Genomic DNA, 16,167 nt, shown 5'->3' with positions numbered 1-16,167 from the left:
TATCCCCTGTTATTTTATTGAAAATTTAAATCCTGTTCGTTTTCGTTCTCAAAAAATTTTGTTTCTTTTTTTATAACATGCCTTATCATAAAAACAAAAAATACGATTAAAGCGATAAAGAGCACGATTCCTATGATTTTATAGACAACAGACGCGCCTTCGCCTATAAATCGAACTAGATGATAAAGAGTTGAACAGCTTACGAGAGCGGCGATTGAATCGTATAAAAGAAATCTTTTGAACGGAAGACCGACAAATCCCGAACTCATCCATAGAGTGTTTCTGATTCCGAAAGGAATAAAACGGCAGACGATAAATGTTCTGAATCCGTAGTCGTCTAAAGTTTTTGCAACAAGCCGGATTTTGTTTTCTGTCAGCTTTTTTCGGATTTTTTTGAATTGAAACATTCCTTTTGAAAGAAAATATCCCCACCAGTAAACCATTATGTCGCTTATGAAAATTCCAAGATAAAGGGCAATCCAGGTTGGAATTATAAGGGAATTGTCAGAAAGCGTAACTCCAGCAGACAAAACAATTACCGCATCCTCTGAAACCGGAAGATTGAATCCGGCAAGAATAAGAAGTGAAAAACATACTAATGGCCAGTAAGGAATGTGTGCTGTAAAAAAGTTCACCAAAGAATTCAGCATGATTATTCATTGTGCTTTAAATTTCTGTCAGTTGCAAGGGATTTATCCAGATGATAGAATTAAAAAGATATTAAAAAAATCAGACGACGGATGATTTTTTTGTCGTTTATGGCAAAATTCAACGCTTTTTCTGAAAAACAGGAAGATTTATGTTAGGTGTTTACGATTATACGGTTATTTTGACCTACCTTTCAATTATTTCGGCAGTTATTGGAATTTGCTGCTCTTTTAATGCGCAGCTTGTTTTGGCGTCTATAATCTGCCTTATGCTCTGCGGTTGCCTCGATGCTTTCGATGGAAAAGTTGCACGCTCAAAGCCGAACCGCACAGATTTTGAAAAAAAATTCGGAATTCAAATAGATTCTCTTTCGGATATGGTTGCTTTTGGTGTTTTGCCAGCCTGTATTGGAATCAACCTTGTAAACAACTCTCGTTTTATTGCAAGATTGACGAGCAGAACTCCTTATTATAGTTTTTTAAAGGACGTTCTCATAATAATCTGTATTCTTTATGCTCTTGCTGCCGTAATTCGCCTTGCTTATTACAATGTTCAGGAAGAAGCCCGTCAAAAGGAAGAAGACGGAAACCGTGAATATTTTACAGGAGTTCCAGTTACGACTGCGGCGATTATTTTTCCGTTAATCTATCTTTTGCAACTTGCAAATAAACTTGATTTGACATTTGTCTTTATGTTCTTTATGGCGCTTGTAGGTTTTCTTTTTATTTCTGAGAAAAAAATTCGCAAACCAGGATTTAAGCACCTTATGATTTTGATTATTCTTGGTCTTTTCGAAGCTGTTTTAATGGTTTTGTGCAAGATTTTCTTAAAGTAAAAAGAATAAAATCATCAAAAATTGTTATAAACATAAAAAAGGCTGTCCGTTATGAAGATTTGAAGTAATCAACTGTAAGGACAGCCTTTTTTGTCTGGAAGTTTATTTTTCTGAATTTGTTTTCAGTATTTTCAGTTCAGTTTATTTTATTTCCAGTTTGATGTTTGAATATTCAATGTAAGCAGAGCGAACTGTGTACAATCCTGCGTAAACCCATTTTGAATCAACTTCTGTGAGCTTTGCATTGAAAGTTGCTGTATCTTTTCCGAATTTTACGGTATAAGTGTCGCCAGACTTTGTTATTGAAAGGTCTATTTTTGTTCCTGCAACTGGGAATTCCTGTTTCTGCACTGTGTTTTCGTTCAAAGTTCCGTCAAGGCGGGCAAATGTTGAACTCCATGCACCTTCGCCTTTTGCAAGTTTTAAACAACCTGCGGCAACGTAATCGCTTTTTACCTGATTGTCGTATTTGTCGATATGAACATCATCGCGAACCATAAGTCCGAAAGAAACCTGACTGTTTTTTGTTGCGTTCAAAACTGTTGCAGTTGCAGAAATCGTAAAGTCTTTTTTTGCAGGAATCTGCTGAAAGTAAAAAGCCAGACCGTCAGAACCTGAAGCGATTTTCCCAGCAGCGGTTTTTCCGTCTTTTGTTCCGGAATGCATTATAACTTTTCCGTTTTCTTCTGTGATTTCGTAAAGATCTGGATTTGCAAGTTTTTCAATTCCGCCCATGTCGCCAAAAACGGTTCCATACCATGGAGCTGTTGTTTCGAAAGTTGTGGACTTGTCAGACGGAGCAAATTCAGAATAAACAGGAATTACGTACTGTGGATTTGGAACTAAAAGCTCTTCTGTTGGTTCCTTGTTTTCTTTATTGAGAAGTTTTGCAAAATTTTTGTCTGAGTCGGCAATCTGCTCTATAACGTGGTAAGCCAGAACCGAAGCTCCGTAAGTGTTAAGGTGAGTGTTGTCTACAGATCCAGGCTTGTGTCCGAGCCAGGCATGGAATTTTACAGTGCCGTCGTCGCCAAGTTTTTCGTAAAGCTCTTTTGTGTAGGCTGTGTTGTCAACAACTAAAACGCCTGTTTCTTTTCCGAGCTCACGGATTGCTTTTGGGTAATCTCCACCCTTAAACTCAGGTGTGTCCTTTGTAATATGAACATAAGATCCTTCGTATGCTTTGCCTGGAGCGCGACGAACGATTGGCGTACACAAAACTGGAGTTGCCTTTTTGTCCATTGCAACTTTGATGTAATTTTCGTAAAGGCTGTTTTTAAAAGAACCTTTTTCCTCTTTTGAGCCATTTGGATTTGTATAGCGCGCTTCTTCTGTTTTTTCGTCGTTATGACCAAAACCGATAACAAGATAGTCGCCTTTTTTAATATTCTGAACGAGAGTTTTGTAATTTGCTTCTGTCAAGAAACTTTTTGAAGAGCGGCCTGACATTGCAAGGTTGATAACTTCAACTTTTTTTGGATTTAAATAATCCTGAAGTTTTGTTCCGATTCCGTAGCGAGGGTAGTAGTAAGGGTCAGAAAAAGAACTGAAAGTCGAATCTCCGACAATGTAAATTTTTTTGCCTTTTGTGCTTGCAATCGAAGTGATTGCTTCAACTTTTTCAACTTTTTCGTTATCAGCAATGCTTTTTTCGAGGGCAAACGCGCTTAAAGACATTCCGGCAAAAATTGCCAGAGAAGCAGCAAATAATTTTTTCATTTTATACTCCAAAAGATAAAATTTTCTATAATTCTAAAACTTTTTTTTAAGAATTTCTATCTGAGAAAAAAAACGAAAATTTGTATTTATAAGACTTTTTGGGCGTCTGTCTGCCTGTGGCAGCCACCGCGTCTTTCACGGCTACGACCAAACGCTTTGCGTTTGTTTTCGCTGCGCTCACCGTTACAGCCGCTGACGCATTTTTTTTAGAACGCGGCAGAGACCTGGAGGGCGGCAAAGCCGTTCGCCTGCGAATGGAAGCGAATGCCGGAACCCGTAATGGCTCGGTTTTTGCATAGCAAAAAGCCGCCCAAATATGAAAATTATTCTGGAATATATCGTGCCCGGTTTTTGTCTGTTTCAAAAACGTCAACCTTGCTTATTCTTCGGTTCGAGTTTTTTGAAAGATCCAGGCCTTTTTCAGAGAGGACTTTGAGCATATTTTTGTAAATGTAAACGGCGATTCTTTCTGCACTCGGATTCTGGTCAAAGATTGCAATGTCGTTTAGGTTTGTGTGGTCGATTTTTGACAGAACTTCCTTGAGTGCGGTTTTTAGAAGTGTAAAGTCCAAAAGCATTCCGCCTTCGTCAAGTTCGTTTCCTTCTACGTGGACGTAAACCTTGTAGTTGTGTCCGTGAAGGTTTTCGCATTTTCCGTTGTAGTCGCGCAAAAAATGGGCCGCGGCAAAATCGTCAGTTATTCGTACTTCAAACATTTTTTTCTCCGCCTGCGTTTTCTTTTTGTTCAAATTTTGCTTCTTCGGCTTTCCAGTCGTAATTATCAATCCAGCGGATTATCGGATCTCTCCAGTCGTCTGCGGCAACTCCTTCGAGCAGGTAGCGTTCGTACATAAAAGAAATGTGTTCCTTTATTGCAGAAACGTCTTCTGGTTTTATAAGTTCTGTGCTCAAAAACATATCGTTTATAAAATTTGTTGCGTCGTTTGGCGAAAAAAGCGAAGGAAAAAGTTTTGTAATCATGTAAAGTGCTGCCGGAATGCAGTTTACAGAATGTTGCTTCATATACAGGACAGATTCTGCAATTTCGATTGCTTCGTTGTAAAGTTCTGTGTTTTTTTGGAAACATTCTGCGTCGCTCAAACCGATATTCTTAAATTCGCGCTTAAAAAAGACTTCTGCCAAGGCTATAAGCGCAATGTGCAGGCTTGGAACACACAGAAGATGGGGGTCGAAAGCGTGGATGATTCTAAAATGAAAATTTTCTTTGTAGAGAGGGCGCTCTGTTGTGGAAAGCGAGTGGCGGTACATCCTGCTTGCTTCACTATAAACTTTTGTTACTGAACTGAACCATGCGTTGCAAATTGGCGCGACTTTTTTTAAGCCAAAGCGTCTTATGAGCATTGTAAGCGGGCGCAGAAAAAGATAGATAAAATCCATATAGATGTAGACTTTTGACGGTGTAAAAGGAATTTTTTTGTCTAATGGAGAGTCGACCTTGACGATTGGAATATGGTAAAATCCCCACTTTTCTAGGAATTGTGTTCCCAAGTAGCTTTTTGTAACTGTGTACAGAAATTTCCACGAGACTTTTGCAGTTCTTGGCGACCACAAGAGCCGGAAATATGGATAGACACCGCTGAATGATTTTAATTCACGGTTTGCAAATTTCTGGTCGCGCTTTTCTTTTCTTGTGAGCTTTTTTTCAGCCATTAAAAACTTCCTTTGCTATTGCTACGGACTGCATTGCATCTTTTGAGTAATAGTCCGCTCCTATTTGTGTGGCATAATCGGCTGTTAGAACAGCACCGCCTACCATTATTTTAACAGATTTTCCTATTTCTTTTAAGGCTGAACGCAGTAAAAGAATTGTTTTTTCCATATTTGTAACTGTTGTCGTCATAAGGGCGCTCAAGCCTACGAGTTTTATGTCGTGTTCTATGACAGTCTGTATTATTGTTTCGGGCGGAACATTTTTTCCGAGATCGATTACTTCAAATCCGTAATTTTCGAGCATTGCCCTGACAATATTTTTTCCAATATCGTGAATATCGCCAAAGACTGTCGCAATTACAATTGTTCCTTTTGATTCTTCTGTCATTCCTGTTTCTTTGAGAAATGTTTTTATAACCTCAAAGGCGTAGCTTACCGTGTCTGCACTCAAAAGTAGTTGAGGCAAGAATTTCTGACCTTTTTCAAAATCTTTTCCGACCATATCGAGCGCAGGAACAATGCAGCGGTCAATTATCGAGACAGCCTTTACTCCTTCTTCGAGCATTTTTTTTGTAAGCGGAGCGGACTGGTCTTTAAAACCTTTGTATATTATGTCGATGAGATTTTTTTCGTTTTCATTCAAATCTTGTGGAAGCTGCGAATATTCGTTTTTCGGGCTTTTTGCTTCCTGGGCGGTTTTTGCAGGTGTTCCGGCGTTTATTGCAGAAAGTTGTTCCTGAGTTACGTTGTAAATTGGAGCTGTAGTTCCGTTGTATTTTTGAATGTAGTCAAGGCAGTTTTCGTCAAAATTTGCAAGCGCCCTGTAGCCGCAATAAGTTTCCATCATAGGCTGGCTCAGAGGATTTATTATGCAGGCGTCAAGGCCAGAGAAGAGAGCCATTGCAAAAAACCTTGAATTGATTATGTCGCGGCGTGGAAGTCCAAAACTTATGTTTGAAACTCCGAGAATGAATTTTAATCCGTCTTTTCCAAATTCATCTTTTAAAAGCGAAATCGCACGGCAGGTTTCCAGCGCCTCTTTTTGCTGCGAACTGACTGTTAAAGTCAATGTGTCTATTACGATATCGCGGGTTGGAATTCCGTATTTGTGCGCTTCGGAAATTATTTTTCTTGCGACATTTGCCCGTCCTTCTGCTGTCGGCGCAATTCCGTTTTCGTCAATGCACAGCGCAACGACTGAACCGCCGTAATGCTTTACAAGAGGAAAGATTTTGTCCATGACGTCTTTGCGGCCATTTACGGAATTTATAAGGGCTTTTCCGTTGTAGTAACGCAGGGCTTTTTCAATAACCGGGGCTTCCGAAGAGTCGATTTGCAGGGGAGTTGAAAAGGCGCTTTGAATTGTCTTGACCGCATCAACCATCGTCTGGGCTTCGTCAATTCCTGGAAGTCCTACATTTACGTCAAGAATTTGTGAACCTGCGTTTATCTGGCTTTCTGCTTCTTCAAGCACAAAATTCATATCATGCGCTTTTAAGGCTTCTTTTACTTTTTTCTTTCCGGTCGGATTGATTCTTTCTCCGACAATCATTGGACCTGCGCTTCCGCCAATTTGAACTGTTCTATTGTAAGAGCATATCAGGGTGCTGTCTTTGTCGTCCGGCATCTTTTGTTTTATAGAACCTGTTTTTTCGATTTTTTCAACAAGCGCTTTTATGTGTTCAGGCGTTGTTCCGCAGCAGCCTCCAAGAACGCAGGCTCCGTTCAGACGGTTTTTCTTTTGGCTTTCGGAGAATTCTTTTGGCTCAACAAGAAAAACTGTTTTTCCATTTTTTACGACAGGAATTCCTGCATTCACTTGAACAATTACCGGAGTGTGCGAATATTTCAGAAAATCAGAAGAAAGTTTTTCTCCGTCTTCGAGTGAGCCTCCGCAGTTAAAACCAAGAATATCAATGTGCAGAGATTCCAGATAAGTTACAACTGTTTGAACGTCGGCTCCAGTCAAGGTGCGCAGATTTTTTTGAAAAGTCATTGACGCGATAATTGGGAGCTTTGTGTTTTCTTGAACTGCAAGAACTGCGGCCTTAACTTCGTGCAAATCGGCCATTGTTTCAATCAAGGCAACGTCGTAACCGAGTTTTTCTGCAAGAATTGCAGTTTCTTTGTAAGTTGCGTATGCTTCGTCAAAAGTCAAATCGCCCATTGGCTCCAAAAGTCTTCCGATTTGAGAAGTGTTCCAGGCTTTGAAATGCGGACGGACAATTCCTTCAGCTTCGATTTCCGAAATTGCCTCTTCCATTATTTTTATAGAAGAAGACAAATATTTTTCCGTTGAATAGCGTGCGTTTTTTACTTTTAGCGGCAACGCGCCAAAAGTATTTGCTGTCAAAACATTTGAGCCGGCTTTTAAATACATTTTGTGAATATTTTTGATTATTTCTGGATGCTCAACAGAAACATCTTCTGGAATATCATAATCGCAAATTCCGGATGCCTGAATCATTGTGCCCATTGCACCGTCTAAAAAAACAGGCAGGCCGTTGGAAAACTGTTCGCTTAAAAAATCTCGGAAGTTTTTCTTCATATTCAGAAAAGTTTAATAAAATTTTTGATGACGTGCAATTATTGCCGCAAACGGAGTAGCAAACGGCGGATTTTTTTTCAAAAGTTCATAAAAAATGTGTGGTTTTTATCATTTGTTTACAATTATATTTATGTGGATAGAACAAAATTTTCAAAAACGCTCAGAACAAGAATCTCGTTCTTTTTTCTTTTTTTGATGAATTTTTTCCGACATGTTGAAGTTTTTTTTCTTGGTGGTGAAGAATGCCTGTGCTGCGGAAAAAACAGCGGAATAATTCCTGTTTGCAAAATTTGCCTTCAAAAACTGTTTGTTACGGACGGAGAGAGACGCTGTTCGGTCTGCGGAAAAACTCTCGTAAGCGAAATTGAACTTTGTTCGTCTTGCCGGAGCCAAAAAATTCTTTTTAGCGTGGATTCTTCTTTTTCTCTTTTTTCGTATCGGCTTTGGAAGAAAAATCTTCTTTTTGCCTGGAAAACTGAAGAAAAAAGAGTCCTTTCTCCGGTGTTTGCCTCGTTTGCTTTTAATAAAATTGCAGAAATTTCACAATCCTGGAATTCTAAAGGCTTGATTTTGCCTGTTGTGCCAGTTCCTCCTCGTCCTGGAAAAATTCGCCAGAAAGGCTGGGATCAAATTGACGAGCTTTGCTTCTATTTGCGGAATTTGTATGGAATTGAGACTTTGCCTTTTTTGAGGCGGCTTACTCGTTTTCAGCAGAAAAAACTGAATCGCCTGCATCGTCTTGAGCAGATAAAAAATGCCTTTGTTCTGCGTCCTCAAAAAGAAATTCAAAAATTATTAAAATCTCTTCCGGAAACTGTGATTCTTCTTGATGATGTTATGACCACAGGAAGCACTCTTGAAGCCTGTGCTTTTGAATTAAAAAAGGCTGGAATTAAAAATGTTATTGCGTTGACTTTGTTTATTGTTGATTAGGTTTGATTTTCTATTGGTTTGACAGTATAATTCTTGATAATTCGACTATAATGTTGACTATTACAATCTAAAAATAGAGGTACTTAATATTATGAAGGAAGAAATTCCAGGTTATACAGTAGCAGAAGCGGTAAAAGAAGCTCGCCGTTGTCTTAATTGTCCAAAACCGCTTTGCCGCACAGGCTGTCCAATTGAAAACGAAATTCCTCAGTTTAACCATGCGCTTGCACAGGGAAATATTGGCGAAGCCTACAGAATCATCTCTCAAAAGAGCAATCTTCCTGCAATTTGCGGAAGAGTTTGTCCTCACGAAAATCAGTGCGAAGGTCATTGTGTTCTTTATAAATCAGGAAAAGGAATAAAAATCGGTCGTATTGAAAAATTTATCGCAGATTTTTATTCAGAAAATCAGCTTTCTTCAGAAAAGTTAGTTCCAAAGACTAAAGGCAAGGTTGCGGTAATCGGTTCAGGTCCTGCAGGTCTTACTGTTGCTGGTGATTTGGCACGCAAAGGCTACAATGTTGTAGTTTATGAAGGCGAATCAGAACCGGGCGGTGTTTTGCTCTATGGAATTCCAGATTTCCGTCTTCCAAAAGAGGTTGTCCGTCGCGAAATTAAAAATATCGAGGCTCTTGGTGTAACTTTTGTGTGCAATACAAGGGTCGGAACAGATATTACAATCGACAAAATGTTTGAAGAAGGTTTTGAAGCCGTATTTATCGGTGCTGGAACATCTGTTGCAAAGGGTCTTGGAATTCCTGGCGAAAATTTGAAGGGTGTAATCCAGTCTTCATATTTCCTCAGAATGACACGTCTTTTCCTTGATGAAAAAGTTGACCGTACCGAAGTTCCTGTTGAAGAAGGCGACAGAGTTATCGTAATCGGAGCAGGAAATGTTGCAATGGACGCTTGCCGCACCGCTGTTATGATGAAGGCTTCTTCTGTTGTCGACTGCTACCGTCGTACAATTGAATTTATGAAGGCTGCGCATGCAGAATACGATGGCGCTGTAAAAGACGGAGTTGATTTTAGATGGGAATACACTCCTCTCGAAGTTGTCGGCGAAAACGGAAAAGTTACTGGTCTTAAGGTTTCAACTCCAGAAGGAGAAAAAATTCTTCCAGCAGACAAGATTTTGATTGCCGTTGGTTCAAAACCTGCTGGCATTGTAATTTCTTCGACAACTGGAATCGATGTAGATGAATCAGGATATGTAATTACAAAACAGACTCCTTACGGCATGACTACAAAAAATGGTGTTTTTGCTGGTGGCGACATTGTTCACAAACCTGCGACTGTTGTTCTTGCAATGCGCGAGGCGAAAAAAGTTGCACAAGGAATTGCGGATTATATCGAAGCAAGAAAACTTCTTGGAGTTTAAGTTTTAAATTCGCTTGGAAAATAAATTCTCAAAATAAAGAGGTTAAAAAATGGCAGAAGGAACTCAGATTCAACTTGTAACGTTTCAGCTTGGTGAGGAGCTTTATGGCGTTGATATTATGGACGTAAAAGAAATCGTAAAGGTCTGCGATGTACGCCAAATTCCGAATGCGCCTTATTATGTTGAAGGTATTTTTAACCTCCGAAGCGAGATTATTCCTGTAATGAACTTGCATAAGCGTTTTCAGATTAAAAAACTTGAAAGTTCCACAAATGAAGAAGAACTCGACGGCGGTTTTATTATTTTGAATATTGATAACAACAAGATTGGAATTATCATCGATAAAATCGCCAGAGTTGTAACCGTTGATATGTCGGAGGTAAAAGATCCTCCTCAGATGATTAGCGGAATTGGAACTGAGTATATTCAGGGTGTAATCCGTCAGGAAAATAATTATCTTATTATGCTCAATATCCGCAAACTGTTTAATCCAAAAGAACTTCAGAAAATTTTTGATTCAGAATAGATTGTTTTGGATAAAATCCGCGCCTTAAAAAAGGCAATAGATTAAAAAATAGGTTTCAGTAAAAAATGATTCAAACATTCAGTTCTACTATACGCAGAAAAGAGATGGATGCGGTTTTAACCTGTATGGTTGACGAAAAAACTGGTCCAGGAGAACTCAATTCAAAATTTATTCAGGCGTTAAAGGAATTTTCTGGTTGTGACGGTGCCGTTGCCTTTAGAAGTCCTTCAATTGCCCTTTCTTATGCGCTAAAAGCACTTGATTTGCCTGAAAATACTTCTGTTATGCTTAGCGCTCTGGCTCCTTTTTGGCAGTATGATGCAATTCAAAAACTTGGATATAAGCCGCTTGTTTTGGATGTTGAAGAGCAGACTGGTCTTGTAAATGCAGAAATTGTTCAAAAAGGAATAAGTGACGGCGGAAGACTCTTGATTTTGCACGAGACAATGGGAATCCTTCCTCAAATCGAAGAAATTATTTCGCTTGGAATTCCCGTAATCGAAGATATTTCTCATTCGTTTGGGGCGGTTTTGCCGGAAAAAACAGAAAATGCCGAAACTGAAGAAAATTCAGAAAAAAAATCTGGCAAAAAACTTGAGAGAAAAGCAGGTTCGTTTGGAATTTTTTCGATTCTTGGCCTTGAAGAATTTGATACTGTGACAGGTGGTGGTGGCGCTGTTTTGATGGCTCCTCAGCGCCGGGAATGGATTGTTTTAAAAAAATATACAGATTCTGCACCACGAACAGATATTTTGCCAGATATAAACAGTGCTCTTGCGTTTGTTCAGCTAAAGGAATTTAACAGAAATGAGCAGGCAAGAAAGGCTTTGTTTGCAATTTTTCAGCGTTCTTTGATGAGTGGAAAAAACAGAACTTTTGTGAGGGACAGTGACGAGGCTTCTACAATCTGGTCTTTTCCTGTTGTTTTGAGCGGAAGTGTAAAAGACGTGAGGCAGTATGCTTCTAAAAAAGAAATTGAAATTCAGCCTGCATATTCTGACTGCGTAATCGCCCATCTTGATGAGTCTCAGTTGAAGGAGTTAAAAACAGCAAAGGCTTTGAATTTAAGGACGGTTTTGTTTCCTTTGTATCCGCGGCTTGGTTCAGAATCTGCTACAAAAATTGCAAAAGTTTTGGGAACTCTGCCGTAATAAAAAATTACAATAAAAAGTCAGTCCTAAAGTTTAAGTTTTATCTTGACTTTTTATGGGAGAGAATATGGTTCGTTGCTTAATCATCGTTAACACATATAAAGAAGAATCTCAAAAAATGGGGGCAGAAATAAAGTCTTACCTTGAAAAATGTGGAATTCGGGGTGATGTTTTTCTGTTCAACGGTTTTTGCGAGCAATATCCTTTTAGCGGATACGATTTTGTAATAACTTTGGGTGGCGACGGAACAGTACTTTTTGCAGCCCGTGGTTGTGCGCCTGAAAAAATTCCGATTATTCCTGTAAATTTTGGAACTTTTGGTTTTATTGCCTCTGTTCAAAAAAATGAATGGAAAGAGCAGTTGCATCAATTTTTGGACGGAAAATCTTTGATTGTAAGCCGCAGTATGCTCGAAACAGAAATTATTCGTGGTGGAATGAAGCGTTTTTCGGCTGTAAGTTTGAATGATGTTGTTATCAGTGCAAAAAATTCTGCACATACAATCAATTTTGAAGTCGAATACGGAAAAACTCCTCTCGGCCGGTTTGTTGCCGACGGAATGATTCTTTCGACAGCAACAGGTTCGACGGCATATTCTGCAAGTGCAGGCGGTCCGATTATCGATCCTTATATCGATGCAATGTGTCTTACTTTAATAAATCCATTTAGTCTTTCGAGCAGACCTTTGGTTTTGAGCCCGGAAAATGGTCTTTCTGCAAAAATTCTTCCGAGCCGTGTAAGCGATGTGATAATTACGGTTGATGGACAGATTCCGAACGATTTGCATGTCGACGACATAATAAAAATTCACCAGTCACCACATAAAGCGCTTTTGGTTGGTTGTACTCAAGAAAAATTTTATAAATCTTTGCGCCAGAAATTAAACTGGTCTGGAGGTCCAAATGCTTGAGGATTTAAGAATCAAAAATTTTGCCCTTATCGACAATGCCAGCGTTGAGTTTAAAAACGGATTTACAGTTCTTTCTGGAGAAACTGGTGCTGGAAAATCGCTTTTAATCGGAGCACTGACTTTTTTGCTTGGCGGAAAAGGTGGCGTTGAACACATAAGAACTGGTTGCCAGACAGCACAGGTTTCTGGCACTTTTTACCTAAAAGGGCTTTCTGCTCCAGTTGATTCGTCAAAAATAAATGAAGACGACATAAAGACTCCTGCGCAATGGCTTTACGTGCATGGAATTGAGAGCGAAGATGACAGAATTCTGATTCGCCGTGCAGTTCGCGATACTGGAAAATCTGCCGCTTGGATAGGCGACACTCCGGTTACTCGGGCAGATTTGGCATCGTTTTGCAATTTTTTAATCGATATTCACGGTCAGCACGAACATCAGTCTTTGATGCGTGTCAGCGAACACCGAAAATTTCTTGATTCATTTGCCGGTTTGGACGAAAAGGTTGAAGAATTTACGGCTCTTTATTCAAATTTGGTCGCAAAACGCAGAAGTTTGGATGAACTTTTGTCTGACGATAAAACGCGCGCTCAAAAAATCGATGTTCTTACGTTTTCTATAAAAGAAATAGAAGATGCAAAACTAAAAAAAGGCGAAGACAGGGAGCTTGAGGACGAAGAAAAGAGGCTTTCTTCATTTGAAAAACTTTACGAAGATATAGATTCGATCTGCCAGGCTTTGGAAGGCGCAGAAAGTTCCAGCGGAGCGGTTTTGCTTTTAAAGAAAATCCGTTCTGTAACCCAGCATGCCTGTCAGCTTGATAAAAATCTTGAATCTCTGGATAACCGTCTTGAAAGCGCATTTTATGAACTTTCGGACATTGCAGGTGAATATTCTTCTTATAAAAATAGTCTTGTTTTTGATCCTGAGAGACTTGCTTTTGTTCAGGACAGGCTTACCTTGATTTATAATTTAAAGAAAAAATATGCTTCGTCGGTTAATGCGTCAGTTGAAGAAGTAATTCAATTCGGACTTGACGCACAAAAAAGGCTTGCAGAGCTTAGTGGCGGCGAAAAAAACAAGGATTCCTTAAAAGAGGAAATTACTGGGCTTGAAAAAAATGTCTATAAACAGGCAAAAGAGATTTCTGACAGCCGGAAAATTGCCGCTCAAAAAATGTCTGAGCAGGTTATGGCGATTTTAAAAACCTTGGGAATGAAAGACACCCGGTTTGCAGTTCAGGTTGCTGAAAAAAATGGTTCTCAAATTGAACAGAAATGCGGACCTTATGGAATGGACGATATTGAATTTTTGATTGCGGCCAATCCTGGAAATCCGCTTCAAAGTCTTGCAAAAATTGCTTCTGGCGGTGAATTGAGTCGCGTTATGCTTGCTCTAAAAACCGTTCTCGCGGAAACTGACAGTGTCGAAACCCTTGTTTTTGACGAAATCGATACTGGAATCGGAGGAGAAGTTGCGGTTTCTGTAGGACAGCATTTAAAAAGTCTTGCAAAAAAATGTCAAATTTTATGTATAACACATCTTGCCAGCATAGCAGTTTATGCCGATAATCAACTTAAGATTGCAAAGAGTGTTTCTGAAGGAATGACAAATACCGAAGTTGCTCCGATTGAAGGAGAGCAGAGGGTTGCCGAAATTGCGCGTATGCTTTCCGGCGATGCAGCGAGTCAGGAATCTTTGGAACACGCAAAAGCAATGCTTGCAAAATTTTCAAGTACTGGAGAAAGCTAATGGCAAAGATTTCAACAGAAAACAGAGAACTTTTTAATGCAAAAATTGTTCCATATAAAGATGAAATAAACGCTCATCTTGAAAAAGAAAAAGAAGTTCTTGCTCTAATCGAGAAAGAAAAAAACAATGTCGGTTATAAAAAACTTTTTCTTTGCGAAGACCAGATTTATATTGCAACAATGTGGATTGCAATAAATAATCTTTCTGTCGAAATTCTTGATACTAAAAATAATGATGCCCTCAACGACGCAAGAAAATGTCTTTACAAGGCGATAATTCAGCTTGAAGAAGTTGTTACTGCTGTTATAAATTGTCCTTACAGTGAAATCGAAGACAAGGTTGCTGAAATCGAAAATACTCCTCTGGAAAAAAGATTTTATATTGTAAAAAAACTTGGACTTGCAATCCAACTTTTGGTTGACGCTTTTGGAGAAAATACAAAGTGGAAGTGGTCTTTTGTCGAACTTAGAGGCCGATTTTGTACAGTTGCAAAAAACCTTATTCCAATGAAACAGGCCTGCAAAGATTATTTTGATCCTCGTTCTGCTGATTACGACAATACTGTTTATTATATTCGGCTAGTTCTAAAACTTTTAGATCAGTCTGCAACTCAATATCGCGACCGATATGAACTATCAACGCATCGCATTGACGATATGAATGCGGCAATAAACTATCTTCTTGCATTGCGCCGCCTTCAGATTTTGTTAAGCATGAAAGATGAAGCTGAAGAAACTAAAAAGAAAGCTGTGGTTTGGAAAGAAAAACTTGATGCAGACCATAAGTCAGGAATTGCCAGCTAAAAAATGCTTAATAAAAAATTTATTCTAAAATTATTTGAAGGTTTTTCTATTCAACGATGGAACGATTTGATCCGGCCTTTTGATCTTGTAGAAATGGACAAGGCGGCGGAACGCATGATTGTTGCGTACATAATTGGAAAGTACGAAGAAAAAGCCGGAAATAAAATTGACTGGGAATGGATTATAAACGCATCTCTTTTTGAGCTTCTAAAAAAAATTGCTTTGTGCGACATAAAAAGTCCTGTTCAGCAGATGATTCGCCGTCAGTTTCCGCAGGAATATCTAAAACTTAACGAATGGGTTCTAAAACAGTACAAAGACATAATTGAAGACGAAGCGCTTTATTCAGATTTTACACTTTATATTGCACGTACTGCTGGAAATTTTCCTATGCCAAAGGAACTTGAGCTTTCTGCGCGGGTTTTGCGTGCTGCTCATAAATTTGCCTCAATGCGCGAACTTCAGATGATTGAATGTGTAAACGAAGAAGAACGAATTGTAAAAATCAAAAAGGATTTAAATCAGGAAATTCAAAAATATCTGGATTTGCGCGGAATGCAGCTTCTTGTTACGAGACAGCGGCCGTTCGATTTCATTATGATGATTGAACAGTTACGTTTTCAAACAAGATGGAATCAAACTCCGAGAGTTCCAAAGACAAGCGTTCTTGGACACTGCTATTTTGTTGCGGCACTTACTGTTCTTTTGATGAGGGACACAAAAGTTAAAATGTGTCCAAAGCGTCTTTTTAACGACTTCTTTTCGGCTCTTTTTCATGATTTGCCGGAAGCCGTAACTCGAGATATTATTTCTCCTGTAAAGCAGGCAACTGACGCTCTTCCAGACATTGTAAAAAAAATCGAAGATGAAATAGTCAACCGCGAACTTGTTCCTCTTATGGATGATTTTTATGCTGACGAAATTATTTATTTTACAAATGACGAATTTTCAAATCGAATTCAGCAGAAGCAAAAAAACGGAAATACAAAGGTTATGAAAGTTGAATGGGAAGAGTTGAACGGAAAATACAATTCCGACGAATTTAATCCTGTTGACGGAAAAACTGTTCGTCTTGCCGACCATTTGAGCGCGCTGATAGAGGCTGACCGTTCAATAAAATATGGAATTACGAGTGCGCATCTCCGTGGCGGAAGAAAACACACTTTAAATGGCTACGCAAAAGGACTTGTCATAAACGGTATAGAAATTCGAAAAATTTTTGATGATGTTGTTTCTGACTAAAAAGCCGCAATTCGCTTTTTAATTGCATTTTTTTTATAAAAAACTGTAAT

14 protein-coding genes are annotated in these 16,167 nt (G+C 39.0%); 9 read left to right on the top strand and 5 right to left on the bottom strand.

Features of this window, described 5'->3' with window-relative positions; all coding sequences use genetic code 11:
• Positions 1 to 14: 14 nt before the first annotated feature.
• Positions 15 to 650, bottom strand: coding sequence for a DedA family protein (locus ACT6XC_RS05095; protein WP_443741030.1), 636 nt, complete (start codon positions 648 to 650; stop codon positions 15 to 17).
• 149 nt (positions 651 to 799) lie between these two features.
• Here ACT6XC_RS05095 and ACT6XC_RS05090 point away from each other — a divergent pair, with 149 nt between their 5' ends.
• Positions 800 to 1,483, top strand: coding sequence for a CDP-alcohol phosphatidyltransferase family protein (locus tag ACT6XC_RS05090; RefSeq protein ID WP_443737810.1), 684 nt, complete (start codon positions 800 to 802; stop codon positions 1,481 to 1,483).
• Between the two features lie 141 nt (positions 1,484 to 1,624).
• Here ACT6XC_RS05090 and ACT6XC_RS05085 read toward each other — a convergent pair whose 3' ends face one another.
• The 4 genes from ACT6XC_RS05085 to ACT6XC_RS05070 form a co-directional block, all read right to left on the bottom strand.
• Positions 1,625 to 3,202, bottom strand: coding sequence for an SGNH/GDSL hydrolase family protein (locus ACT6XC_RS05085; RefSeq protein ID WP_443741029.1), 1,578 nt, complete (start codon positions 3,200 to 3,202; stop codon positions 1,625 to 1,627).
• A gap of 323 nt (positions 3,203 to 3,525) precedes the next feature.
• The gene (queD, locus tag ACT6XC_RS05080) at positions 3,526 to 3,918 is read right to left on the bottom strand and encodes a 6-carboxytetrahydropterin synthase QueD (RefSeq protein ID WP_078931060.1); all 393 of its coding nucleotides are present in this window, start codon (positions 3,916 to 3,918) and stop codon (positions 3,526 to 3,528) included.
• Positions 3,911 to 4,873, bottom strand: coding sequence for a hypothetical protein (locus ACT6XC_RS05075; protein WP_443741028.1), 963 nt, complete (start codon positions 4,871 to 4,873; stop codon positions 3,911 to 3,913). Before ACT6XC_RS05075 ends, queD begins: the two co-directional genes overlap by 8 nt.
• Positions 4,866 to 7,421 (bottom strand): homocysteine S-methyltransferase family protein, encoded by a 2,556-nt coding sequence (locus ACT6XC_RS05070; protein ID WP_443741027.1) that lies wholly within the window; start codon positions 7,419 to 7,421, stop codon positions 4,866 to 4,868. Before ACT6XC_RS05070 ends, ACT6XC_RS05075 begins: the two co-directional genes overlap by 8 nt.
• A gap of 132 nt (positions 7,422 to 7,553) precedes the next feature.
• Between ACT6XC_RS05070 and ACT6XC_RS05065 the strand changes: the two genes are divergently transcribed.
• From ACT6XC_RS05065 to ACT6XC_RS05030, 8 genes are all read left to right on the top strand, one after another.
• Positions 7,554 to 8,354: a ComF family protein gene (locus ACT6XC_RS05065; protein WP_443741026.1), complete on the top strand. Its 801-nt coding sequence runs from the start codon at positions 7,554 to 7,556 to the stop codon at positions 8,352 to 8,354.
• 91 nt (positions 8,355 to 8,445) lie between these two features.
• Positions 8,446 to 9,735, top strand: a complete 1,290-nt coding sequence (locus ACT6XC_RS05060; protein WP_443737816.1) for an NAD(P)-dependent oxidoreductase — start codon at positions 8,446 to 8,448, stop codon at positions 9,733 to 9,735.
• Between the two features lie 49 nt (positions 9,736 to 9,784).
• Positions 9,785 to 10,261, top strand: coding sequence for a chemotaxis protein CheW (locus ACT6XC_RS05055; protein ID WP_443737817.1), 477 nt, complete (start codon positions 9,785 to 9,787; stop codon positions 10,259 to 10,261).
• A gap of 65 nt (positions 10,262 to 10,326) precedes the next feature.
• A complete protein-coding gene (locus tag ACT6XC_RS05050; RefSeq protein WP_443741025.1) occupies positions 10,327 to 11,412 on the top strand; it encodes a DegT/DnrJ/EryC1/StrS family aminotransferase in 1,086 nt (361 codons plus the stop codon).
• A 67-nt stretch (positions 11,413 to 11,479) separates the two neighbouring features.
• Entirely contained in the window at positions 11,480 to 12,322 is an 843-nt protein-coding gene (locus tag ACT6XC_RS05045) for an NAD(+)/NADH kinase (protein WP_443741024.1), read from the top strand.
• Entirely contained in the window at positions 12,315 to 14,072 is a 1,758-nt protein-coding gene (recN, locus tag ACT6XC_RS05040; RefSeq protein ID WP_443741023.1) for a DNA repair protein RecN, read from the top strand. The genes ACT6XC_RS05045 and recN overlap by 8 nt, the downstream gene beginning before the upstream one ends.
• Positions 14,072 to 14,875 (top strand): hypothetical protein, encoded by an 804-nt coding sequence (locus tag ACT6XC_RS05035; protein WP_443741022.1) that lies wholly within the window; start codon positions 14,072 to 14,074, stop codon positions 14,873 to 14,875. The genes recN and ACT6XC_RS05035 overlap by 1 nt, the downstream gene beginning before the upstream one ends.
• 3 nt (positions 14,876 to 14,878) lie before the next feature.
• On the top strand, positions 14,879 to 16,117 hold the full coding sequence (locus ACT6XC_RS05030; RefSeq protein WP_443737821.1) for an HD domain-containing protein: 1,239 nt from the start codon (positions 14,879 to 14,881) through the stop codon (positions 16,115 to 16,117).
• Positions 16,118 to 16,167 lie beyond the last annotated feature (50 nt).

Source organism: Treponema berlinense (genome assembly GCF_052273165.1).
Taxonomy (GTDB): Bacteria; Spirochaetota; Spirochaetia; order Treponematales; family Treponemataceae; genus Treponema_D; species Treponema_D berlinense_A.
This window is presented reverse-complemented; position numbering and strand designations above follow the sequence as displayed.